Annotated in this window: 22 protein-coding genes; 5 read left to right on the top strand and 17 right to left on the bottom strand. The window is 68.4% G+C overall.

What is annotated here, in order from left to right; translation table 11 throughout:
- Positions 1-52 precede the first annotated feature (52 nt).
- From MEICH_RS0118870 to MEICH_RS0118860, 4 genes are all read left to right on the top strand, one after another.
- Complete coding sequence (locus tag MEICH_RS0118870) at positions 53-1,213, top strand: acyl-CoA dehydrogenase family protein (protein WP_027893876.1); 1,161 nt, start codon at positions 53-55, stop codon at positions 1,211-1,213.
- An 80-nt stretch (positions 1,214-1,293) separates the two neighbouring features.
- Positions 1,294-1,539 (top strand): type II toxin-antitoxin system HicA family toxin, encoded by a 246-nt coding sequence (locus MEICH_RS30750; protein ID WP_084542427.1) that lies wholly within the window; start codon positions 1,294-1,296, stop codon positions 1,537-1,539.
- Positions 1,536-1,745: a hypothetical protein gene (locus MEICH_RS0118865; RefSeq protein WP_027893875.1), complete on the top strand. Its 210-nt coding sequence runs from the start codon at positions 1,536-1,538 to the stop codon at positions 1,743-1,745. The genes MEICH_RS30750 and MEICH_RS0118865 overlap by 4 nt, the downstream gene beginning before the upstream one ends.
- A gap of 3 nt (positions 1,746-1,748) precedes the next feature.
- The gene (locus tag MEICH_RS0118860) at positions 1,749-2,996 is read left to right on the top strand and encodes a CaiB/BaiF CoA transferase family protein (RefSeq protein ID WP_027893874.1); all 1,248 of its coding nucleotides are present in this window, start codon (positions 1,749-1,751) and stop codon (positions 2,994-2,996) included.
- A 495-nt stretch (positions 2,997-3,491) separates the two neighbouring features.
- Here the strand turns inward: MEICH_RS0118860 and MEICH_RS0118855 are convergent, their stop codons facing one another.
- From MEICH_RS0118855 to MEICH_RS0118780, 16 genes are all read right to left on the bottom strand, one after another.
- Positions 3,492-4,091, bottom strand: coding sequence for an NAD(P)-dependent oxidoreductase (locus tag MEICH_RS0118855; protein WP_027893873.1), 600 nt, complete (start codon positions 4,089-4,091; stop codon positions 3,492-3,494).
- 94 nt (positions 4,092-4,185) lie between these two features.
- Complete coding sequence (locus MEICH_RS0118850) at positions 4,186-5,877, bottom strand: NADH-quinone oxidoreductase subunit N (RefSeq protein ID WP_027893872.1); 1,692 nt, start codon at positions 5,875-5,877, stop codon at positions 4,186-4,188.
- On the bottom strand, positions 5,874-7,292 hold the full coding sequence (locus tag MEICH_RS0118845) for a complex I subunit 4 family protein (protein WP_027893871.1): 1,419 nt from the start codon (positions 7,290-7,292) through the stop codon (positions 5,874-5,876). The genes MEICH_RS0118850 and MEICH_RS0118845 overlap by 4 nt, the downstream gene beginning before the upstream one ends.
- Before the next feature lie 118 nt (positions 7,293-7,410).
- Positions 7,411-9,270 (bottom strand): NADH-quinone oxidoreductase subunit L, encoded by a 1,860-nt coding sequence (nuoL, locus tag MEICH_RS0118840; protein WP_027893870.1) that lies wholly within the window; start codon positions 9,268-9,270, stop codon positions 7,411-7,413.
- Positions 9,271-9,273: 3 nt separating this feature from the next.
- Positions 9,274-9,564 carry an NADH-quinone oxidoreductase subunit NuoK gene (gene nuoK / locus MEICH_RS0118835; protein ID WP_027893869.1) on the bottom strand — a complete coding sequence of 97 codons (291 nt, stop codon included), beginning with the start codon at positions 9,562-9,564 and terminating at the stop codon, positions 9,274-9,276.
- Positions 9,561-10,115: an NADH-quinone oxidoreductase subunit J family protein gene (locus MEICH_RS0118830; RefSeq protein WP_027893868.1), complete on the bottom strand. Its 555-nt coding sequence runs from the start codon at positions 10,113-10,115 to the stop codon at positions 9,561-9,563. Before MEICH_RS0118830 ends, nuoK begins: the two co-directional genes overlap by 4 nt.
- The gene (gene nuoI, locus MEICH_RS26100) at positions 10,112-10,711 is read right to left on the bottom strand and encodes an NADH-quinone oxidoreductase subunit NuoI (protein WP_036219728.1); all 600 of its coding nucleotides are present in this window, start codon (positions 10,709-10,711) and stop codon (positions 10,112-10,114) included. Before nuoI ends, MEICH_RS0118830 begins: the two co-directional genes overlap by 4 nt.
- The gene (nuoH, locus tag MEICH_RS26095; protein WP_245587713.1) at positions 10,708-11,775 is read right to left on the bottom strand and encodes an NADH-quinone oxidoreductase subunit NuoH; all 1,068 of its coding nucleotides are present in this window, start codon (positions 11,773-11,775) and stop codon (positions 10,708-10,710) included. Before nuoH ends, nuoI begins: the two co-directional genes overlap by 4 nt.
- Positions 11,768-14,140 (bottom strand): NADH-quinone oxidoreductase subunit G, encoded by a 2,373-nt coding sequence (locus tag MEICH_RS0118815; protein ID WP_027893867.1) that lies wholly within the window; start codon positions 14,138-14,140, stop codon positions 11,768-11,770. Before MEICH_RS0118815 ends, nuoH begins: the two co-directional genes overlap by 8 nt.
- A gap of 42 nt (positions 14,141-14,182) precedes the next feature.
- Positions 14,183-14,563, bottom strand: a complete 381-nt coding sequence (locus MEICH_RS0118810; protein ID WP_027893866.1) for a four helix bundle protein — start codon at positions 14,561-14,563, stop codon at positions 14,183-14,185.
- Between the two features lie 51 nt (positions 14,564-14,614).
- Positions 14,615-15,934 (bottom strand): NADH-quinone oxidoreductase subunit NuoF, encoded by a 1,320-nt coding sequence (nuoF, locus tag MEICH_RS0118805; protein ID WP_027893865.1) that lies wholly within the window; start codon positions 15,932-15,934, stop codon positions 14,615-14,617.
- Complete coding sequence (locus MEICH_RS0118800) at positions 15,931-16,482, bottom strand: NADH-quinone oxidoreductase subunit NuoE family protein (RefSeq protein ID WP_027893864.1); 552 nt, start codon at positions 16,480-16,482, stop codon at positions 15,931-15,933. The genes nuoF and MEICH_RS0118800 overlap by 4 nt, the downstream gene beginning before the upstream one ends.
- A gap of 88 nt (positions 16,483-16,570) precedes the next feature.
- On the bottom strand, positions 16,571-17,734 hold the full coding sequence (nuoD, locus tag MEICH_RS0118795; protein WP_245587733.1) for an NADH dehydrogenase (quinone) subunit D: 1,164 nt from the start codon (positions 17,732-17,734) through the stop codon (positions 16,571-16,573).
- A 95-nt stretch (positions 17,735-17,829) separates the two neighbouring features.
- Complete coding sequence (locus MEICH_RS0118790) at positions 17,830-18,456, bottom strand: NADH-quinone oxidoreductase subunit C (protein WP_027893862.1); 627 nt, start codon at positions 18,454-18,456, stop codon at positions 17,830-17,832.
- 9 nt (positions 18,457-18,465) lie between these two features.
- Positions 18,466-19,005 carry a NuoB/complex I 20 kDa subunit family protein gene (locus tag MEICH_RS0118785; protein ID WP_027893861.1) on the bottom strand — a complete coding sequence of 180 codons (540 nt, stop codon included), beginning with the start codon at positions 19,003-19,005 and terminating at the stop codon, positions 18,466-18,468.
- Positions 19,006-19,016: 11 nt separating this feature from the next.
- Positions 19,017-19,382, bottom strand: a complete 366-nt coding sequence (locus MEICH_RS0118780) for an NADH-quinone oxidoreductase subunit A (RefSeq protein ID WP_027893860.1) — start codon at positions 19,380-19,382, stop codon at positions 19,017-19,019.
- 476 nt (positions 19,383-19,858) lie between these two features.
- Here MEICH_RS0118780 and MEICH_RS0118775 point away from each other — a divergent pair, with 476 nt between their 5' ends.
- Positions 19,859-20,989, top strand: a complete 1,131-nt coding sequence (locus MEICH_RS0118775) for a WD40/YVTN/BNR-like repeat-containing protein (RefSeq protein ID WP_027893859.1) — start codon at positions 19,859-19,861, stop codon at positions 20,987-20,989.
- An 11-nt stretch (positions 20,990-21,000) separates the two neighbouring features.
- On the opposite strand, the gene MEICH_RS0118770 is transcribed toward MEICH_RS0118775, so the two are convergent.
- A partial coding sequence (locus MEICH_RS0118770) for an RNA-guided endonuclease InsQ/TnpB family protein (protein ID WP_027893858.1) occupies positions 21,001-21,807 on the bottom strand: 807 nt, incomplete at its 5' end.

The raw sequence follows: 21,807 nt of genomic DNA, 5'->3' as shown, positions 1-21,807 counted from the left end.
CTGGCCCAGGGGCTAAAATCGGGGCATGGTCACGACCCCCAGCGGCACCCAGATGCTCGACTACCTGGGCCTCTTCGAACTCCTCACCCCCGAAGAGCGCGAGATCCAGCGCTCCTCAAGACGCTTCCTCGACGACGTAGCCCTGCCCCACATCGGGCAGTGGTGGGAGGAGGGCACCTTCCCCACCCACCTGATCCGGCGCTTCGGGGAGATGGGCTTCTTAGGCCCCACCATCCCCGCCGAGTACGGCGGGGCGGGGGTCTCGAGCGCGGCCTACGGCCTCATCGCCTACGAGCTCGAGCGCGTCGATTCCGGCCTGCGCAGTTTCTGCAGCGTGCAGAGCTCGCTGGTGATGTATCCCATCTACGCCTTCGGCTCCGAGGAGCAAAAGCGCGAGTACCTGCCCCGGCTGGCCACGGGCGAGATGGTGGGCTGCTTCGGCCTCACCGAGCCCGACGGCGGCAGCGACCCCGACGGCAACATGAAGACCCGCGCCCGCAAGGACGGCGACGGCTACGTGCTCAGCGGCACCAAGATGTGGATCACCAACGGCAACCTGGCCCACCTCGCCATCGTCTGGGCCAAGGACGACGCGGGCGTGGTGCGCGGCTTCATCGTCCCCACCGACACCCCCGGCTTCAAGGCCAACGAGGTGGGGCACAAGGCCTCGCTGCGGGCCTCGGTGACGAGCGAGCTGGTGCTCGAGGACGTGCGCGTCCCCGCCAGCGCCATGCTGCCCGGCGTGCAGGGGCTCAAGGGGCCGCTCTCCTGCCTGACCCAGGCCCGCTTCGGCATCGCCTGGGGGGCGCTGGGGGCGCTCGAGGCCGTCTACACCGAAGCCCTGAGCTTCGCCCAGACCCGCACCACCTTCGGCAAGCCCATCGGCAGCCGCCAACTGGTGCAGGAGAAGCTGGTGCGCATGCTCAGTGACCACACCAAGGGCCTGCTGGTGGCCTGGCGCTTAGCCCAGCTCAAGGACGCGGGCAAGCTGCGCCCCCAGCAGGTGAGCATCGGCAAGCGCGACAACGTGCGCGCCGCCCTGAACGCCGCCCGCTCGGCGCGGGAAATCCTGGGCGGCAGCGGCATCACCCTCGAGTACCACGCCATCCGCCACATGCTCAACCTCGAGACCGTGGACACCTACGAGGGCACCCACGACATCCACACCCTGATCCTGGGGCGCGACATCACCGGCCTCAACGCGCTCGAGTAGAGACATAGGCCCTCCACGAACGCTTTGGCATGAGGCGGGATGAGCAGTTCTACGGTTATGACCTGGTATTCTAGCCGCCGATGGACAGAGCCGAACTCCGGGCGCGCGTTGCGGGGCGGATCACACGGTGCGACTGGCAGGACTTCCGTGAACTGGCTGAAGCGTATGGGTTTACACTGCTCATTGGAAAGGGAAGCCGCAGGCGCTTTGTGCACGAGTCTGGGTTCGTGGTAAGCGTCCACGAGCCACATCCCGCCAAACGTCCCGTCCACCCGGAGGCCGTGAAAGCGCTCCTACGTGCAATAGATCAACTGGAGGTACGATGAAAGTGCGGATTAACGTCGAATACCACCCCGAATACGAAGGGGAGTTCGAGCCGTACGTGGCGAAAATTCTCGAGTACCCCGAGCTTCAGGGTTACGGCAGCACTGCGGAAGAGGCGATTCAGGACGCGCTCGGCTTCCTCGAGGAGCACCTGGGCAAGCGGCTGAAGGTCGTGAGGGAAGAAGTGGCCCTCGAGCTGGCCAGCTAGACCGTGGGTGCGCTCACCGGCCTCAAAGTCCTCGACCTCTCCCGCATCCTGGCGGGCCCCTTCTGCACCCAGATGCTCGCCGACCTGGGGGCGGAGGTCTGGAAGGTCGAGCCGCCTAGGGGCGACGACACCCGCACCTGGGGGCCGCCCTTCCTCGAGCCCGCCGAACCCGCCGGCTGGAAGCTGGGAGCGGCGGGGGAAAGCGCCTACTACCTCTCGGCCAACCGGGGCAAGAAGAGCGTGGCGGTCAACCTCAAGGACCCGCGCGGGCAGGCGCTGGTGCAGGCGCTGGCCGCCCAGGCCGACGTGCTGGTGGAGAACTACAAGACCGGCGACCTGGCCCGCTATGGCCTGGACTACCCCTCCCTGGCCCGGCTCAATCCCCGCCTGGTCTACCTCTCCATCACCGGCTACGGGCACACCGGCCCCCGCGCCCAGGAGCCCGGCTACGACGTGGCGATCCAGGGGCTCATCGGCATCATGTCGGTGACGGGCGAGCCGGAGGGGCCGCCGGTGCGGGTCCCGGTGGCCTGGGTGGACCTCATGACCGGCATGACCGGGGCAGGGGCAGTGCTGGCGGCGCTGCTCGAGCGCGAGAGAAGCGGCCAGGGCCAGCACATCGACCTCGCCCTCTTCGACACCGGGCTCTCGGCCATGGCCAACCTGGCCCAGAGCTACCTGGTCAGCGGCACCAACCCGGCCCGGCTGGGCAACGCCCACCCCCAGATCGTGCCCTACGGGGCCTTCGAGGCCAGCGACGGCTGGTTCATGCTCACCGTGGGCAACGACGAGCAGTACCGCCGCACCTGCGAGGCCATCGGCCACCTCGAGCTGTGGGAGGACGAGCGCTTCCGGACCAACCAGGGCCGCGTGCTCCACCGCGCCGAGTTGCTGGGACGGCTCGAGGCCGTCTTCAAGACCTGCCCGCGGGCCCACTGGCTGAGCGCCCTCCAGCAGGCCGGCGTGCCCGCCACCCCGGTCAACTCCCTGGCCGAGGCCTTCGCCGAGCCCCAGGCCCAGGCCCGGGGGATGCGCGTCGAGGCCCACCACCCCACGCTGGGCCCGCTCCCCCTCATCGGCTCCCCCCTCTCCTACTTCTCCCGCACCCCGGCGCAGGTCCAAAGCGCCCCGCCCCTGCTGGGCCAGCACACCCTCGAGGTGCTCACCGGCGTGCTGGGCCTGAGCGCCGAGGAGGTGGCGGGGCTCGAGGCGGAAGGGGTGGTGGTGAGGGCGGTGGTCGGTAGCCGGTAGCCGGGCGCGGGGCGTACGTCCTGCGTCGTACGCCGAACGCTGAACGCTGATAGCTGATAGCCGATAGCCCATAGCCGATAGCAAAACGCTAAACGCAAAACGCAAAACGTGGGTCGCTATGCCGTACGCAAAACGCAGGACGCAAGAGGCCTTGTTCCCCCCTTAGCAAGGGGGGCTAGGGGGGATAATACCGGATTCAAAAAGATAATCATCCAAACCAAAGACCCCCAGAGGCTATCTTTTTGAATCCTAGAGCACACCCCTCCCTGACGGTCGGCGAAGAAAGCGTATCCCTTCCAAGGGGCGGTATCGCCCTCCGCTACGCGGATAACTTCGGTCGGCCGCCCCGCCAAGGCGGGGCGGCGCCGCCATCCGGCGCCGAACTAACCGAATCTGGTATAAACCCTCCCCGCCGACGGTGAGGGACGGGGAGGGGTTTAGCACGAGCTACGGGCTCATCGCTGATGGCTGACGGCTGACCGCTTCCCTTACCCCTCAAGACCCCAGCACCGGCGCCTGGTGTACGTAGGCGTTCTCCTTCAGCTCGCGCAGGATGAAGTCGGCCACGTCGGCGCGGGGGATGCGGCCGCGGCCGGGGGTGCCGACCTTGTAGCGGCCGGTGCGGGGCTCGTTGGTGAGGCCGGTGGGCCGGACGATGGTCCAGTCCAGGCCGCTGTTACGGATAATCTCCTCCTGGCGCTCGTGGTCGAGCAGGGCCTCGCGCAGGAAGAGCCAGGCCGCGTAGGCCATGAGCCCTTTGCGGCTGTCGCCCACGCCGAAGGAGCTCACGGCGATGAGGCGGCGCACGCCGTGCTCGAGCATGGCCCGCACCACGTTGGCCGTGCCCTCGCTGCGCACCCGGCTGTCCTTGGCGTTCCCGTCGCCCAGCGCGATGATCACCGCGTCCTGGCCCCGGACCGCCCTGCCGACGGCGGCAGGGTCCAGCACGTCGCCGCGCACGACCTCCAGCTCCTCGAAGGGCTCGAGGCGCGCCGGGTTGCGGGTAAAGGCCGTGACCTCGTGCCCCAGCGCGTACGCCTGCTCCACCAGATGCCGCCCCGTGCCCCCTGTGGCTCCAAAGATGACGACCTTCACGGCGACCTCCGGAATTTCGGACCGGAGGCTAGCATACCAAAAAGCCGCTGGGGCGCATCTCGGTGCGCCCCAGACGTTGATCCGGCGGGCAGTCCTATTCGAGGATCTTGACCCGTACCGACGGGCCCTCGCTCTCCCCGGGCCGCCGGACCTGGTAGGTGTGCTCGCCGGGGGCGGGCAGGCTGGGCAGGGTGAGCGACCAGCCGCCGTTCTCGCCCACCGTGACGTCGGCGAGCTTGGTGCCGTTGTCGTAGACCTCGAGGGTCTCCCCCGCGTTGCCGGTGCCCTGCAGGCTGAACTCGTCGGCCCGCAGCTCGGCCCCGTCGGAGGGCGAGGTGATGGCGAAGGTGGCGGGAAGGGCCGCGGGCTGGGCCGCCGCCTGGGAGAGCGCGGCGAAGGGGACCGGGCTGAAGAGCCGGTAGCCCCAGCCGGGCAGGATGCCCAGCAGCACCACCAGCGCGGCGGCGACCACCAGGGTGGCCGTGGAGGAGCGGCCGGTGGCCAGGCTCAGGCCGCCCGCGCCCTGGCCCGAGAGCACCGGGGTCCCGGCCAGCCCGGCGGCAACGGGGGCTCCCCCTTCCTCGCGGGCTTCCTGGCGCCGGTCGATGAGCAGGTTGAACAGGCGCAGGTAGTAGTAGGCGGCCACGGCCGAGGTGAGCAACGCCAGCACCAGCAGGCCCCACTGCTGGGCCCGGGCGGCCTCGAGGAAGACCAGCAGCTTGCCCCAGAAGCCCGCGAAAGGCGGCAGCCCGGCCAGCGAGAGCAGGCCGATGCCCATCGCCACGCCCAGCACCGGCTTGCGGTAGAGCAGCCCGCGCAGGCGCTCGTAGGGCACGTCGCCCTGCGAGACGGCGGCCAGCACCGCGAAGGCCAGGCCGGTGGAGAGCGCGTAGGCCAGCAGGTAGAAGCCGATGGCGGGGGCGCCGGTGCCGCTGAAGAGGCCCAGCCCCACGTACCCGGCGTGGGCGATGGAGGAGTAGGCCAGCAGGCGCTTGCTCTCGCGCTGGGCCAGCGCGCCCAGGTTGCCGAAGACCACGGTGAGGGCGATGAGGGCGCCGAGCCCCAGGCCCCACAGGCCCTGGTCCTGCACGTCCAGCACCCGCACCAGCGCGGCGAAGCCCGCGGCCTTGACCGCCGTGGCCATCATCAGCGAGACGGTGGTGGGGCTGCCCTGGTAGACGTCGGGGGTCCACCAGTGGAAGGGCACCAGGCTGACCTTGAAGGCCAGCGCCCCCAAAATCAGCAGCAGCGCGGTGACGTACAGCGGCCCCGAGCCCTCGGCCCCGGCGTTGAAGGAGCCGGTGGCGCCGAAGTGCAGCGCGATGCCGTAGAGGAAGATGGCCGCCGAGAGCGCGCCCAGCAGGAAGTACTTCAGGCCCGCCTCGAAGCCGCGCTCGTCGCGCCGCCAGGTGGCGAGGACGTACAGGGGCAGCGAGAAGACCTCGAGCGCCACCAGCAGCACGGGCAGGTTGGGCGAGGAGGCCATGAAGTGCATCCCGGTGGCCGCGTAGACCAGCAGCAGCGGGAACTCCCACTTCTCGGTGCGCCCGAGGATCAGCGCCCACAGCACGCCCAGCAGGGCCACCATCGTGAAGCCCTGCGACACCGAGTCCACGACGTAAAGCCCGCCGAAGGCGGTCTGCTCCTGGCCCCAGGTAAAGAAGAGGTAGGCCAGCGTCGCCCCGACGCTGCCCACCGCCACCCAGCGGGTGACGCGGGCGGGCACGAAGAAGCCCAGCAGGGTGAGCACGACGCTGGCCGCGCCCAGGAGGTAGAGGGTGATCACGCCCCACCTCCCAGCAGCTTCGCCAGCGCCTCGGAAACCGGGTGGATCAGCTCGGTAAACATCTTGGGGTAGAGGCCCACCAGCAGGGTCGAGGCCACCACCGCCACCCCGAAGACCCACTCGCGCGGGGTGAGGTCGGGGACGGTGCGGTTGGGGCTCTCCTGGAAGAGGGCCTGGTAGGCGGTGAGGGCGTAGGCCGCCGCCGCGATCACCGCGGTGAAGGCGACGAAGGTGAGCCAGGGGCTGGCCTTCCAGGCGCCCAGCAGCGCCATGAACTCGCCGGGGAAGCCCGAGAGGCCGGGCAGGCCGATCATGGCCATCACCAAAAACATCGTCAGCACGCTCAGCGCGGGGGCGCTCTTGGCGATGCCCCGCACCGGGCCGATCTCGAGCGTCTCGGTACGCTCGGCGATGCGGCCGACTACCAGGAATAGCCCGCCGGTGTAGACCATCGAGGCCGCCAGCAAAAACAGCGCCCCGGTCACCCCGTCGGCGTGGCCGCTGAAGAGGCCCAGCGCGCCCAGGCCCATGTGGCTCACGCCGCCGTAGGCCAGCAGGCGCTTCCAATCGCGGGCCGCGAAGGCCAGCCAGGCCGCGTAGATCGCGCCGAAGGCCGCCAGGAGCAGCAACAGGCCCTGGAACTGCGCGAAGCCCTCGGGGGCCAGGGGGATGGCCCACTTGAAGAAGGCGAAGAGGCCCACCTTGTACAAGGTGCCCATGGCGTCGGCCAGGCCCGAGGGGTGGTTCTCGGCGTGGAAGGAGGGCAGCCAGGCGTGCAGCGGGAAGAGCGGGGTCTTGACCGCGAAGGCGACCAGGAAGCCCAGGAAGACCCAGGTAGCCGCGGCCCCGCTCACCGGGTTGGCCGCCAGGTCGGCGTGGAGGAAGCTGGGCGCGCCGCCCAGGTAGCGCACCGCGAAGACCGCCGCCAGCATGGGCAGCGAGCCCACCAGGGTGAAGAGGGCGAAGGTGTAGGCCGCCTTGAGGCGCTCGCGCCCGCCGTAGAGCCCCAGCATCAGCAGCGCGGGGATCAGGGTGGCCTCGAAGAAGACGTAGAAGAGGACGAGGTCGGCGGCGGCGAAGATGCCCAGCAACCCGGTCTCCATCAACAGCGCCCAACCCAGCATGCGGATGGGCACCTGCGCGATGTACACCGCCAGCAGGGTGGTGAAGCTCACGGCCAGCCACAGCATCAGGCCCACGCCGTCAAGGCCGAGGGCGTAGTACATCTGGATGGGCTCGAGCAGGAGGGTCTGCGAGGCGTAGCCCGCGCCCTCGCCCTGAGCCCCCGCGAAGAGCCAGGCCGCGAGCAGGAAGGTCACGCCGGCGGCGGCCACGGCGAAGGTGCGGCCCAGGCTGGGCCAGATCAGCAGGGCGATCCCCGCCAGCAGGGGGAGGAACAGCCCGACGTGCATCAAAGCATCGTAGTTCATCGTTCACCCCCTTCAGGGGCCCCCGAGGCGAGCGGCAGGTTCCGCGAACAACCGGGCCTTGGGGTGCCGGGGAGGGCCTGAGGTTTCGAGCTCGGCTTGGGGTTCACCGGATCACCCCCACGAGGATCAGGAGCACGGCGGCCACCAGCAGGCCGGCCGCGTAGAAGCGCAGGTAGCCGGTCTCGAGCCGCGCCAGGAGCCCGCCCAGCGTCCCGGTGACGCTGCCGAGCCACTGGAAACCGGTGAGCACGCCGTTATCGGCGTCGAAGAGGATCTTGGCCACGCTCTTGAGCGGCTTGACGATGAGGGCGTTGTAGACGTCGTCGGCGTAGAAGCTGCGCAGCGAGGCCTCCTGGAAGCGGACGAACCACGCCGGGAGCCGGCCCGCCGCCTCGGCCTGGAAGAAGCGGTAGCCGTAGTACAAAGCGCCCACCGCCACCGCCGCCGAGACGAGGATCAGGGTCCACTCCTCCAGCACCGGCAGCTTCTCGTGCTCGTGGTGGACGATGACTTTGTTGAGCCAGGGCTCGAGGAAGTTCTTGTACTGGATCACGTAGGGCAGGCCCACGAAGCCGGCGAAGAGCGAGCCCAGGGTGAGGACGTGGTTGGGCCAGGTCATCACCGAGGGGCTCTCGTGCGGGTGTTCGTGGCCGCGGTACTTACCCAGGAACACCAGCACGAACCAGCGCATCGAGTACAGCGCGGTCATGGCGGCCACCAGCAGCATCACGAACCACACCACCGGCGAGTACTCGTAGGAGTAGGCCAGGATCGCGTCCTTCGACCAGAAGCCCGACAACAGCGGCAGGCCGCCCAGCGCCAGCGCGCCCACCAGGCCGTGGATGCGGGTCTGGGGCAGGTAGTTCCACATCCCGCCCATCTTGCGCACGTCCTGCTCACCGCCCAGGGCGTGGATCACCGAGCCCGAGGACATGAACAGCAGGGCCTTGAAGAAGGCGTGGGTCATCACGTGGAACATCGCCACCCAGTAGGCCCCCACCCCGGCCGCCACGAACATGAAGCCGAGCTGCGAGAGGGTCGAGTAGGCCACGATGCGCTTGATGTCGGTCTGGCCGAAGGCGCACAGCGCCCCGTAGACCGCGGTGATCATCCCGATCAGCACGATCCAGAAGGACACGTCGGGCAGGTCGAAGTAGAGGAAGCTGTTGCGGCACAGCAGGTAGACCCCCGCCGTGACCATGGTCGCGGCGTGGATCAGCGCCGAGACCGGGGTGGGGCCCGCCATCGCGTCGGGGAGCCAGACCATCAGGGGCACCTGCGCGCTCTTGCCGATAGCCCCCACGAACAACAGGAAGGCCGCCAGGGCGAGCGCGGCGTTGTTGAGGCCCACGGCCAGCTCGCCCTCGGGGGCGATGGCCTCGCGCAGCTCGGAGATGGAGAGGGTGCCGAAGTTGGCCCACAGCACGCCCATCCCCAGCAAGAAGCCCAGGTCGCCGATGCGGTTGACGATGAAGGCCTTGCGGGCCGAGTCGCCGTTGACGCGGTCGGCGTACCAGAAGCCGATGAGCAGGTAGCTCGCCAGCCCCACGCCCTCCCAGCCGACGAACACCACGGGGAGGCTGTCGCCCAGCACCAGCACCAGCATCGCCGCGATGAAGAGGTTGAAGTAGCTGAAGAAGCGGCTGAAGCCGGCGTCGCCGTGCATGTAGCCGATGGCGTAGACGTGGATCAGGAAGCCGATCCCGGCCACGATCATCACCATCAGGCCGGAGAGGTTGTCGAGGGCGAAGGAGAGGGGGATGCCGGGGAGCCAGTCCTCCAGCCCCCACCGCGCCCCTCCCTGCGCCAGCAGCACTACGCCCAGCACGAAGCTGCCCAGCACCAAAGCGCTGGCGACGATGCCCGGCGTAGGCTCCTGCATGCGCTTGCCCCACAGGCCCAGCACGGCGAAGCCCAGCAGGGGCAGCAGGATGATCAGCGGTAGCAATATGGTCTCTTGCATACGTTAGCCCTTAAGCCCCCTCAGCTCGTCGATGCCGGTGGTCTCCCGGCGGCGGAAGATCGCCACGATCAGCCCCAGCCCCACCGCCACCTCGGCCGCGGCGATGGCGATGACGAAGAGCGTCACCACCTGCGCGTCGAGGCTGCCCCACTGCTTGGCGAAGGCGATGAGGGCCAGGTTGGCGGCGTTGAGCATGAGCTCGATGGAGAGGAAGACCAGGATCGCGGTGCGCCTCGAGAGCACCCCGTAGGCGCCGATGGCGAAGAGGAGCGCGGAAACCACCAGCCAGCTCATCGTTCCACCATCTCCTTCAGCTCTTCCGAAGCGCTCTTGATGACCTTCTCGGGCACGATGCGCTCGGGCTCGACCAGCACCACCGCCGCGATGGTGGCCACCAGCAGCAAGAAGCCCACCACCAGCAGGGCGTAGAGCCACTTCTCGGGGCTATAGAGCAGCGGCCCCAGCGCCTGCGGCAGCCCCCCGCCCAGGGTGCCGGGGTTGGGGGGGGCCGTGAAGCGGGTCACGGCGTAGGTCAGCACCCCGGCCAACCCCAGCGCGCCCACGACGGCGGGGACCTGCAGCCCCGGCAGCATGTCCTTGCCCACGTTGGCCTGGGCGGCCGACAGCAGCATGATCACGAAGAGGAACAGCACCACGATGGCCCCGGCGTAGACGATGATCTGGGTCATCGCCACGAAGCGGGCCTCGAGCCCCACGTACACCCCGGCGATCACCAGGAAGTTGGCGATGAGCGCCAGCGCGGCGTGCACCGCGTTGGAGGCCCGCACCACCACCAGGGCGCTCAGGAGCAGCAAGGCCGCGGCGAGCAGTTCGGCGAAGCTCATTTCTTGCCTCCGGGCTTGTCCACCCCGAGCTGCCGCGCGATGGAGGCGCGCTCGGGGTCCTTGAAGACGGGGGCCTGGAAGCCCTCGAGCTCCGGCCGCACGTAGGGCACCGCGTAGCCGCGCTTGACCTCCTTGCCGGTGTAGGCCGCCTCGCGGCGCTGGGGCTTGGTGCCCTGCACCTCCACCAGCATGTCCTCCTTGGCGTAGACGAGGTCGGAGTAGCGGTAGTCGGCCATCTCGAAGTCATAGCCCAGCACCACCGCGCCCGTCGGGCAGGCCTCCTCGCACAGGCCGCAGAAGATGCAGCGCAGCATGTTGATCTCGTAGACCTTGGCGTAGCGCTCGCCCGCGCTCACCGGGTTATCGGGGTCGTTCTCGGCCGCCTCGACGTAGATGGCGTAGGCCGGGCAGGCCGCCGCGCACAGGCTACAGCCGATGCACTTCTCGAGGCCATTGGGGTGGCGGGTGAGCACGTGCCGCCCGTGCCAGCGCGGCTTGAGGGCCACCGGGGCGTCGGGGTAGGAAACCGTCACCGGCTTGGAGAACAGCGCCCTGAGGGTGATCCCCAGGCTCTGCGCCAATGCAGTCACACTCATGCTTTACCTCCGGGGGTGAACAGCGCCTGGGAAGCGGGCGGCTCCACCGCGCCCTGCGGGGCGGCCTGGGCACTCGAGCCGTTGACCGCGACGTAGAAGGCCACCACCAAGAACCACACCAGCGCCACCGGGAACAAGCGCCCCCAGCCGAAGCGCATGAGCTGGTCGTAGCGCAGGCGGAACCAGGTCGCGCGCACCCAGATGAAGAAGAACAAAAACAGCGCGATCTTGAGGAACATCCACAGGTAGGGGATGTCGGGGATGAAGCCCGGCATCTTCCAGCCGCCGAGGTAGATGGTGGGGATGAGCGCCGAGGCGGTGATGAGGTGCACGTACTCGGCCATCTGGAACAGCGCCCACTTGATCGAGGCGTACTCGGTGTTGTAGCCGCCCACCAGCTCCTGCTCGGCCTCGGGCAGGTCGAAGGGGGTGCGGGCGGCCTCGGCCATCGAGGCGATGGTGAAGAGCACGAAGGCCGGGAACATCGGCAGGATCAGCCAGACGTGCTTATCCTGCCACTCCACGATGTCCTGGAGGTTCAAGGAGCCCACCAGCATCACCGGGGCCAAGAGGCTCATGCCCAGCGCCAGCTCGTAGGAGATGAGCGCGGCCGAGGAGCGCAGCGAGCCCAGCAGCGAGTACTTGGAGTTCGAGGCCCACCCGGCGAGGAAGATGCCGTAGACCGCCATCTCGCTCACCGCGAAGAGGTAGAGGATGCCCACGTCGAGGTCGATGACCCAGGGGTCGAAGCCGAAGAAGGCGCCCTCGGGCCCGAAGGGGATCAGGCCGAAGCCCACCAGCGCGAAGGTGATGGCGATGATGGGCGCCAGCACGAAGACCACCTTGTCGGCCTTGGCGGGCACGATGTCCTCCTTGAGGATGGACTTGATCGCGTCGGCCAAGGGCTGCAGCAGGCCCATGGGGCCCACGCGGTTGGGGCCCCAGCGCACCTGGAAGCGCGCCAGCAGGCGGCGCTCGATCAGGGTCATGTAGGCGAAAGCGGTCAGCAGACCAAAGACCACCAGAAAGGCCTTGATGCCGACCATCCACAGCGGATCAGTCATAGGCGCCCTCCATCGGGACCAGGACCCGGGCCGGCACGCTACGGCCTGACCAGGCTCCCAACGCAGGCAGATACATTACCCCCGCGGGCAGGCCCTCCACAACCTTGACGGTGGCCCGCTCGAGGCCCCCGGGGGTCTCGACCTCCACCGCCGCCCCGTCGACCAGGCCGTGCGCGCGCGCGGTCTCGGGGCTGGCCTCGAGCCGCACCTGCACCACCTTGGCCGCCGCGCCCACCAGTTGCTCGCGCCGCCACATGCTCGGGCGCAGGTAGAGCGGGCCCGCCGTGGCCGGGGTGCCGAAGCTCGCCGCCTTGCCGCTCCAGATCCCGCCTGAGGCGGGCAGCTTGTACTGGTCGTGCAGCGTCTTGGCGGCCTGGCGCACCAGCCGCACCGGGGGCTTGAGCCCGGCGGCCTCGGCCAGCAGGGCCAGGGCGGCCACCGCGCCGTCGGCCTCGCCGTTGTTGATCCCGGCGGGCTCCAGGGGCAGCACCCGGCCCTCGAGGTTGACGGTCTGGCCGCGCTTCTCGTAGGCGGTCTGGTTGGGCAGCACCACGTCGGCGTAGCGCTCGGCCAGCGGGCCGAGGTGGGTCAGGTGCAGCACCCGGAAGCCGGCGGCCTTGAGCTGCTCCTCGCTGGGGAGGTAGCCCCAGTAGGCGGCCTTGAGGCCGCTCTCGTTCCAGGACACGCCGCCCTTGCCGGGGTAGAGGCCCAGGAACTCCAGGCCGCGGGCGTTGGCGGCGGGGGTCATGCACATGACCTTGGCGCCGTACTTCTCGGCCAGGGCGCGGGCCTTGGCGGCGGCCAGGGGGTCGTTGAGCACGGCGGCGCCCAGCACCAGGGTGGCCCCGCCGGCCTCGAGCCTCCCCTTGGTCCAGGCCACGGCCTCGGCGCTGACGCCCTCGGGGAGGGCCTCGCTCTGGCCCAGCAGCGCGGCCAGCAACGCGGCCTCGGCGCCCGGCGCGTGGACCCCGGAGGCCCCCGCCCACTTGGCGATGCGCACCGGGTAGGGGCTGAAGAGCGCGAGCTTGTTGCGGTCGCGCTCCATGCGTTCCTTGATGTTGAGGTTGGCGAAGGGGGTGCCGTGGCTCAGCGGCGCGGCGGGCTTGAGGCCGCGGGTCAGCTCGGAGAGGCGCAGGTGCAGGATGGGGGCTTCCTCGCTGGGGTCGCCCAGCACCAGCACGAAGCTCGAGTCGAGCAGCTCGTCGAAGGTGGCGGCGGCGAAGGCGGTGGCGGGGCTGTTGGTGCGGCCCTCGAAGTCGCGGTGGGGGGTGCCCAGCGCCTCGGCCAGCTCCACGGCGGCCAGGCCCTCCTCGAGGGTGGCGTTGCCGCCGAGGTAGATGCCGATCTCGCCCTTGCTCACCCCGGCCAGCCCGGCCTTGATGGCGGCGAGGGCTTCTTCCCAACTGGCCTCTACCAGCTTGCCCTCACGGCGCACCAGCGGGCGCCGCACGCGGCCCTCGTTGACCCACTCGTGGCCGAAGCGGGCGGCGTCGGAGATCCAGGTCTCGTTGACCTCGCGGCGCTCGGCGGCGCGGATGCGCTCGAGGGCCCCGCTGCGGGTGTCGACGATGATCCCGGAGCCGGTGGCGTCGTCCATCGAGGTGGTCTGGGTGGAGTCGTACTCCCAGTTGCGCGCGCGGAAGCGGGCGGTCTGGTCGAGCAGGGCGCCCACCGGGCAGATGTCGGTGATGTTGCCGCTGAAGTTGGAGGGCAGCCCGTCGTCCTCGGTGTTGATGAAGGTGTGGACCCCGCGCTCGATGAAGTCGAGGACCTCGTCGCCCGGCACCTCCTCGAAGTAGCGGATGCAGCGCTTGCAGTGGATGCAGCGCTCGCGGTCGAGGACGATGAACTCCGAGAGCGAGTGGTGCTTGTCCACGTGCCGCCGCGTCATGTCGTAGCGGGTGTACATGGGCAGCTCCATCGCCTGGGGGTGGTAGAACTTCTCGACCAGCCCGTACTCGTAGGAGCGGTCCTGCAGCTCGCAGGCTCCGCCCTTGTCGCAGGTGGGGCAGTCGAGGGGGTGGTTGAAGAGGGTGAGCTCGACCATCCCCGACTGGGCGTGCTTGACCTCGTCGGAGAGGGTGTCGATCACCATGCCGTCGGTCACGGCGGTGATGCAGGAGGCCGCCAGCTTGGGCATCCAGAAGATCTTGGGCTGGCCGTTCTCGTCGAGGATCCAGTTGCCGTCAGGCCCCTTGCGCGGGGCGCCGGTGCGCACCAGGCACATCCGGCAAGCCCCCACGGGCGAGAGGTGCCGCTCGGCGCAGAACAGCGGCACGTCGTAGCCCGCGTGGAATATCGCGTCCATGGCGGAGGTGCCGTTGGGCACCTCGACCACGCGATCGTTTACGGTCACTTTAGCCATTCACAAACCTCCGTCGAACGCCGAACGTCCAACGCCGAACGCCTAAACCCCCGTGTCCAAGGAGTTGATGAGGGCGTTGAGTTTGGCGTTGATTCTATCCGCCTCTGCCAAGAGGGCTTCGATCTGGTCGAGTCCTGAGAACCCCAGCTTCACCGAGATCTGCAAGGCGCTCACCGACTCGAGCAGGCTGCCCCTCGACTGGTAGAGAAATTTGGCGAAGTCCCGATCGGACCCACGGCCCTTGCCCTCGGCAATGTTGAGCGCGACCGAGGTCGCTGCCCGCCGGAGCTGGTTGGTCAGGCCGAATTGCTCCGACTTCGGGAATGTCTCGCTCAACCGGTACACCTCGGACACAAACCCCAGGGCCAGGTGATAGACCTCGAGTTGCTCGTGTCCGAAGTAGGTCGGGTACAGGGTTTCCATAAGCCTATGGTCTTCGGGCGTTCGGCGTTAGGCGTTTAGCGTTCGGCATATTTATCCCCAGCGGCTTCCCGCACGCTCGAGCACCTTCTTGTTCTCCACCACGTCCACGAACTGGTCGCGGAAGTGCTTTAAGCTGCCGCGCACCGGCCAGCAGGCCGCGTCGGCCAGGGCGCAGAAGGAGCGGCCCTCGATCTGGTTCAGGAGGTCCTCGAGCAACTCCACGTCGCCCTTCTCGCCCCGCCCGGTGCCCATCTTCTCGAACAGGCGCACCATCCAGCCCGAGACGCCCTCGCGGCAGGGGGTGCACTTGCCGCAGGATTCGTGGCCGTAGAAGCGGGTCACGTTCCACATCGCGTCCACCATGCTCATGCTGGTGGGGATGCCGATGACCCCGCCCGTGCCCAGCAGCGAGCCCTTGGCCGCGATGGACTCGTAGTCCATGGGGGTGTCGAGGATCTCGTCGCTCCAGGGCAGCGGCGGGCAGGAGGAGCCGCCGGGGATGATGGCCTGGATGGGCTCGGTGGGGCCCCCGGCCCAGTCGTACAGCAGCTCGCGGAAGGTGGTGCCCAGCGGCAGCTCGTACACCCCGGGGCGCTTGAAGGGCCCCGACACCTGGAAGAGCTTGTGGCCCCGCGACTTCTCGGTGCCCATGCTGGCGAACCAGTCGGCGCCGCGCTGGATGATGTGCACCGCGCTGCACAGCGACTCGACGTTGTTGATGGTCGTGGGCTTGCCCCACAGCCCGGCCTGGGCCGGGAAGGGCGGCTTCATGCGCGGGTTGGCGCGCAGGCCCTCGAGGCTGTTCATCAGCGCGGTCTCCTCGCCGCAGATGTAGGCCCCGGCCCCCCGGTGCACGTAGAGGTCGAACTCGAAGGAGGTGCCGAAGAGGTTCTGGCCCAGGTAGCCGCGCTCGCGGGCCTCCTTGATGGCCGCCGCCACGCGGTCGTAGGCCCGGCGGTACTCGCCGCGGATGTAGATGTAGCCCTTGGTGGCCTGGATGGCGAGCCCCGCGATCATCATGCCCTCGATGAGCTGGTGGGGGTCGTCCTCGAGGAGGTAGCGGTCTTTAAAGCTCCCCGGCTCGCTCTCGTCGGCGTTGCAGACGATGTAGTGCTGCTTGCCGGTGTTCTTGGGCATGAAGCTCCACTTGAGGCCGGTGGGGAAGCCCGCCCCCCCGCGCCCGCGTAGCCCCGACTTCTTGACCTCCTCGATCACCGCGTCTTGGCCCATGGCCAGGGCCTTCTGGATGGCCTGGTAGCCGCCGTGGGCGAGGTAGTAGTCCAGGGTCCAGGACTTGTCCTGGCCCACGTGCTTGTAGAGCGTCACCTCGAAGCGGGGGTCCTTGCCCGACGTAATGGGTCCGTTGCTCATGCGCCCACCTCATCGCCGCGGTTGTGCACGACGTGCCCCGCCTTGCCGGGGAGCTGGATGTCCTCCAGGCGCTTGCCCTGGCGCAGCCCGTCGAGCAGGGCGCGCAGGCGGGCCTTGGTCACGCACTCCACGTAGGGCTCGTCGTTGACCTGGATCACCGGCGCGGTGTGGCACGAGCCCAGGCACTCCACCTTCTGGATGCTGAAGAGCCCGTCGTCCGAGACGTCGCCGCGCAGGATCTGGAGCTCGTTGACCAGCTCGTCCCACAGCTCGTCGGCCCCGCCGATGGCGCAGGAGAGCGTGGCGCAGACCTGGATGTGGTACTTGCCGGTGGGCAAAGCCTGGTAGTAGCTGTAAAAGCTCATCACCCCGGCCACCTCGGTGGCGGTGGCGCCTACGAGCTGCCCGATCTCCTCCTGGCGCTCGGGGCTGATCCAGCCCTCGTCCTGCTGCACCCGGCGCAGCAGGGGCATCAGCGCCGCGCGGCGCTCGGGGTACTGGCTGAAAACCTCGGCCAGCCATTCCTGTTTGTCGTCGAAGAATCCCATGCAACCTCCGGTTGCGCCCAACGCTAAACGCTCGGCGCCCAACGCCTTTCGTGGCGTTCGGCGTTCGACGTGTGGCGTTCGGCGTTTGTCATCGATCCACGTCCCCCATCACCGGGTCCAAGGAGGCGATCACCACCACCATGTCGGCCATCTGCACGCCCTTGCAGGCGTAGGAGAGCGACTGCAGGTTGACGAAGCTGGGGGCGCGCACCTTGACGCGGTAGGGCATCGAGCCGCCGTCGGAGACGATGTAGTAGCCCAGCTCGCCGCGGGCGCTCTCGGTGGGCACGTAGACCTCGCCCAGCGCCGGGTGGAAGCCCTCGGTGACGAGCTTGAAGTGGTAGATCACCGCCTCCATCGAGGTCTCCAGCAGCGCGCGCGGGGGCAGCGAGACCTGGGGGTTAGGGTCGCGGACGGGGCCGGGGCCGATGTCCTCCAGCCGCTCCACCGCCTGGCGGATGATCTTCACCGACTCGCGCATCTCGAGGATGCGGATGACCATGCGGTCGTAGACATCGCCGCCGTGCAGCACGGGCACGTCGAAGGAGTAGGTCTCGTAGCCCGAGTAAGGGTAGGCCTTGCGCACGTCGTAGTTCACGCCGCTCGCCCGCAGGCTGCCGCCGGTGAGCGAGAGGTTGATGGCGTCCTCGGCCGGGATCACCGCCACGCCCTTGGCCCGCTCGTAGAAGATGGGGCTCTCGCGGAAGAGCTTCTCGTACTCGTCGATGCGGTCGGGCATGACGGCGAGGAACTTCTTCATCTCGCTGAGGAACTCGGCGGGCAGGTCCTCCTTGAGCCCGCCGATGCGGACGTAGTTGTGGTGGAAGCGCTGGCCGGAGACCCACTCGAAGAGGTCGAGCACCGCCTCGCGCTCGCGGAAGGCGTAGAAGAAGGGGGTGAGCGCGCCGAAGTCGAGGAGGCCCGTGCCCAGGAAGACCAGGTGCGAGGCGACGCGCGAGAGCTCGTTGAGCATCACCCGGATGGTCTGGGCGCGGATGGGCACCTCGGCCCCCACCAGCCGCTCCACGCACAGGGCGTAGGCCAGGTCGTGGGCGAAGGAGTGGAGGTAGTCCATACGCGGGGTGTAGGTGATGTCCTGCGTATAGGTCCGGTTCTCCATCGTCTTCTCGAAGCCGGTGTGGAGGTAGCCGATGTGGGGGGTCAGGCGCAGGATCTGCTCGCCCGAGAGGTCGACGACCACGCGCAGCACGCCGTGGGTGGAGGGGTGCTGCGGCCCCACGTTGAGGGTCATGATCTCCGACTTCAGCTCCGGGGCGTCGTCGATGTCGGCGCCGAAGCTGGTCTTGGAGTGCAGCTCGTCGTCGGGCCGGATGGGTTCTTTGAGCATCAGTTGCCCCCTTCCTTCGCCACCTTCTGGATCTCCTCGAAGACGTCCTGGTAGCCCTTGCGGCTGCCGCCGCGCCATCCGGTCATGCCGCTTTCATGCCCGGTGAGCCCGGCGCGGAAGGAGTCGGGGTCGATGAAGCGGCCCTCCTTGAAGAGGGTGGGCGTCTCGCCGATGGGGAAGTCCTTGCGCAGGGGGAAGCCCTCGAGGTCTTCGGGGGTGAGGATCTTGCGCAAATCCGGGTGGCCCTCGAACTTGATGCCGAACATGTCGTAGACCTCACGCTCGAGGAAATCGGCGCCCAGCCAGAGGTCGGTGAGGGTGGGCACTACCGGGTTGCTTTCGGGCACGAACACCCGCACGAAGAAGCGGCTGCCGTCGCCGCTCTTGTAGCCGGGCATGGACACCAGCTCGTACACCACGCAGAAGCGCTCCGGCTTCTTCTGGGGGTACTCGAGGTAGTCGAGGCCGACGATGTCGGCGAGGTAGTTGAAGCCCTGGGTCTTCCAGGTCTCCATCTGGGCCTTGAAGAGGGTACGGGGCAGGGTGACCCAGGTGTTGCCGTAGGCCTGCTCCACCGGCCAGCCGTGGTTCTTGGCCTGCTCGAGCACTTGCTGCAGTCGCTGCATCGCTCCTCCTCAGCGCTTCCAGGCCTCGACCGAGGGCAGTTTGCGCCCCAGGTCGTCGCGGGCCTTGCCCTGTACCTTCTTCTGTAGCTGCATCACCGCGTAGATGAGGGCCTCGGGGCGGGGCGGGCAGCCGGGCACGTACACGTCGACCGGCACCACGCTGTCGACGTTCTGCACGATGGCGTAGTTGTTGAACATGCCGCCCGAGGAGGCGCAGGCCCCCATGGCGATGACCCACTTGGGGTCGGGCATCTGGTCGTAGACCCGGCGCATCACCGGGGCCATCTTCTTCGACAAGCGCCCGGCCACGATCATCACGTCGGCCTGGCGGGGCGAGGCGCGGAAGACCTCCGAGCCGAAGCGGCTGAGGTCATTGCGCGCGTCGGTGGAGGCCATCATCTCGATGGCGCAGCAGGCGAGCCCGAAGGTCGCGGGCCACAGGCTGTTGCTGCGCCCCCAGGCCACCAGCTTCTCCAGCGTGGTGAACAGGATGCCCTCGTTCTCGAGCTCCTGCACGTCTTTGGTGAACAAATCGGCGATCGTCGGCATTCAAAGTCTCCCTAGTGCCACTTCATGACGCCCTTCCACCACTCGTAGACGAAGCCCACGAACAGCAGCACGGTAAAGATCAGCAGGCCGATGAAGCCCACGATCCCCAGCGACCCGGCACTCACCGCGTAGGGCCACAAGAAGGCCACTTCCACGTCGAAGATGATGAAGAGCATAGCGATGGCGTAGAAGTGCACCGGGAACCGCTTGACCTCGCCCGCGGGGTCGTTGCCCGACTCGTAGGGCATCAGCTTGGCCCGCCCCGGCTTCTTCGGCCCCAGAGCGGCCCCCACCACCACCGCCAGGATCCCGATCGCCAGGGCGACGGCGACGTACACCAGAACTGCCAGGTATTCACTGCCAGGTGACGCTGTCATCCGTTTCTTGCCTCCTCGCTCGTGCCTCAGTTCACATACTGGTTTACAAACCGAGAGCACTTCGCGTTTTTATCTGGCCTAGTTTACACCTTCACATGCCTCTCACAAGCCGGGGTGGCTTGCAATAACCGGACAGGTGCGGGGGGCAAGTAGGTCCTGCCCCGACTGCCTCTCCCCTGATACCTCCGGGCTCTGCCGCTGGCCCGGATTTTTATACGGTCCGGCTGAGGATACTCGGATCTTTAATCTGCTCGTCCGGCGCAGGCCGGGGGTAGTGCTCAGGTGAACAGTGTAGCGCCTCAGACAGTCCCTAACCTGGACGGGGTTACCTTCAGCCGGCACCCGGAGAGGAGGCGCGGGTAGGGTAAACCCCCACCCTCCGAAGCCGCCTCGTTTTATTTTTGACTTACTCAGAGGCTTCCGTTATGTTATTACAGTAACGAACCTTATCAACGCCCCTTGCTCGAGGAGGAATCATGGGTGGGACTCAGCTTCTGGTATCCACGCAGAAAGGGCTGTACGTGCTCTCGCAGGGTGAGGACGGCTGGGCGCTGGGCCAGCCGCTCCGCTTCGGGGAGATCGTCAACGACGCCGTGGCCGACCCGCGGCCCGGGGGCCGGTTGGTGGTGGCGACCCGCACCGGGCACCTGGGGCCTACGGTGGTGTGGTCGGACGACCTGGGCCAGAGCTGGCAGGAAAGCCGCAAGCCCCCTGCCTTCCAGCCCGGCAGCGGACGCTCGGTGGACACGGTGTTCTGGCTGACCCCCGGCCACCCCCGGCAGCCCGGCGTGTGGTGGGCCGGGAGCGTCCCGCACGGGCTGTTCCGCTCGGAGGACGGCGGCGAGACCTGGGAAGAGGTGACCCCCTTCAGCGAGTACCTCGCCGGGCTCCAGGAGCTCGAGGGCTACGCGGGCTTCCTGGGCGAGACCCCCGGCGGGGCCATCACCCACTCGATCCTCGTTGACCCCCGCGACCCCGACCACCTCTACGTGGGCCTCTCCACCGGCGGGGTCTTCGAGAGCAAGGACGGTGGGAATAGCTGGGCCCCCTTGAACCAGGGCCTCGAGGCCGACTTCCTGCCGCCCCCCGCCGACGGCCCCTACCACCTCTTCGGCCAGGACCCCCACCGCGTCGTGATGCACCCCCTCGAGCCCGACCGGCTCTACCAGCAGAACCACTGCGGGGTCTACCGCCTCGACCGCCGCGAGGGCCTGTGGCACCGCGTGGGCCGCAACCTGCCGCCCGAGGTGGGCGACATCGGCTTCGGCATAGTCGTTCACCCCACCGACCCCGACACCGCCTACGTCTTCCCCATGGACGGCACCCGCGTGTGGCCGCGCACCTGCCCGGAGGGCCGCCCGGCGGTCTACCGCACCCGCGACGCGGGCTGCACCTGGGAGGCCTGCCGCGAGGGCCTGCCGGAGCGGGCCTGGTGGACGGTCTTCCGGCAAGCCTTCAGCGTGTACCCCTCCGACCCGCCCGCCCTCTTCTTCGGCACCACCTCCGGCGAGGTCTGGGGCAGCCTCGACGGCGGGGACCGCTGGAGCCGCCTGGCCGCCCACCTGCCCCGCGTGCTCTCGGTCCGCCCGGTGGGGGCTTATCAGTAACAATCCCACGGCTAAAGCGCGTGGGCTTTCGGGAAGGGACGATGCAGAGTAGAGATTCCCAAAATCGGGGCCGTGTTACGGCGGCCCGCGCCCGTCGAGCCCGCTCTCTGGGCGATGTTGGCGGATGCGTTCAGGTCGGCGTTTTGCTGATACCCGCACCGTTGGCAGCGAAACAGGGCTTGGCTCTTGCGGTTGGCCCCGTCGCAATGCCCGCACCGGCTGCACGTCTTGGAGGTGTCGCGGGGGTCAACGGCGACCACCTGCACCCCCTTGAGCGCCGCCTTGTACCCCAGCAGGGAGCGGAAGCGGGCGTAGGGCCAGAGGTTGTGCAAATGCCGGGCCTCCTTGCCTCGCTTGACAGTGCGACTTCTAAGCCCCGTCAAGTCCTCGATGGCGAGCGTATCGCCGGGTTCGAGGCTGTCCACAATCCGCTTTGCCAGGGTGTGCAGGGTGTGGTCCACGAAGCGCCGCTCTTTACCGCTAAGCCGTTCCCAAAGGGCGCTCAGCCCCTTGGTGCGCCCGGTGTCGAGCTTGCTCCGTACCTCGGCGCGCTTGTTGCGGAGGTGGATGCGCCGAGACTTCACGCCCCCGCCCGAGACCTGGATGCCGCTGGACAGGGTAGCCATGTAGCGCTGCCCCATGTCCAAACCAACCACTTTACCGCCGCCTGTGGGCGGGGTGGGGACTTCCAACCTGAGTATCAGGTTGATGTACCACTTGCCCTTCGGCCCCTTGGTGAGCACCCCGCCCTGGACGCTCTTGGCCCTCGCCAGCATCCCCCGCTGGTAGTTCCCGAGCTTCATCGGGACGATGAGCCG

Source organism: Calidithermus chliarophilus DSM 9957, assembly GCF_000430045.1.
Taxonomy (GTDB): Bacteria; Deinococcota; Deinococci; order Deinococcales; family Thermaceae; genus Calidithermus; species Calidithermus chliarophilus.
Note: the sequence above shows the minus strand (reverse complement) of the source record. Positions and strands in the feature narration are given on the sequence as shown.

Coding starts and splice junctions, on each gene's coding strand:
- nuoL (WP_027893870.1), bottom strand. CDS start 9,270: ATGCAAGAGACCATATTGCTACCGCTGATCATCCTGCTGCCCCTGCTG.
- MEICH_RS0118800 (WP_027893864.1), bottom strand. CDS start 16,482: ATGGGATTCTTCGACGACAAACAGGAATGGCTGGCCGAGGTTTTCAGC.
- nuoF (WP_027893865.1), bottom strand. CDS start 15,934: ATGAGCAACGGACCCATTACGTCGGGCAAGGACCCCCGCTTCGAGGTG.
- MEICH_RS0118780 (WP_027893860.1), bottom strand. CDS start 19,382: ATGACAGCGTCACCTGGCAGTGAATACCTGGCAGTTCTGGTGTACGTC.
- MEICH_RS0118815 (WP_027893867.1), bottom strand. CDS start 14,140: ATGGCTAAAGTGACCGTAAACGATCGCGTGGTCGAGGTGCCCAACGGC.
- nuoK (WP_027893869.1), bottom strand. CDS start 9,564: ATGAGCTGGCTGGTGGTTTCCGCGCTCCTCTTCGCCATCGGCGCCTAC.
- MEICH_RS0118785 (WP_027893861.1), bottom strand. CDS start 19,005: ATGCCGACGATCGCCGATTTGTTCACCAAAGACGTGCAGGAGCTCGAG.
- MEICH_RS30750 (WP_084542427.1), top strand. CDS start 1,294: ATGGACAGAGCCGAACTCCGGGCGCGCGTTGCGGGGCGGATCACACGG.
- nuoI (WP_036219728.1), bottom strand. CDS start 10,711: ATGAGTGTGACTGCATTGGCGCAGAGCCTGGGGATCACCCTCAGGGCG.
- MEICH_RS0118790 (WP_027893862.1), bottom strand. CDS start 18,456: ATGCAGCGACTGCAGCAAGTGCTCGAGCAGGCCAAGAACCACGGCTGG.
- MEICH_RS0118775 (WP_027893859.1), top strand. CDS start 19,859: ATGGGTGGGACTCAGCTTCTGGTATCCACGCAGAAAGGGCTGTACGTG.
- nuoH (WP_245587713.1), bottom strand. CDS start 11,775: ATGACTGATCCGCTGTGGATGGTCGGCATCAAGGCCTTTCTGGTGGTC.
- MEICH_RS0118865 (WP_027893875.1), top strand. CDS start 1,536: ATGAAAGTGCGGATTAACGTCGAATACCACCCCGAATACGAAGGGGAG.
- nuoD (WP_245587733.1), bottom strand. CDS start 17,734: ATGACCCTCAACGTGGGGCCGCAGCACCCCTCCACCCACGGCGTGCTG.
- MEICH_RS0118830 (WP_027893868.1), bottom strand. CDS start 10,115: ATGAGCTTCGCCGAACTGCTCGCCGCGGCCTTGCTGCTCCTGAGCGCC.
- MEICH_RS0118810 (WP_027893866.1), bottom strand. CDS start 14,563: ATGGAAACCCTGTACCCGACCTACTTCGGACACGAGCAACTCGAGGTC.
- MEICH_RS0118870 (WP_027893876.1), top strand. CDS start 53: ATGCTCGACTACCTGGGCCTCTTCGAACTCCTCACCCCCGAAGAGCGC.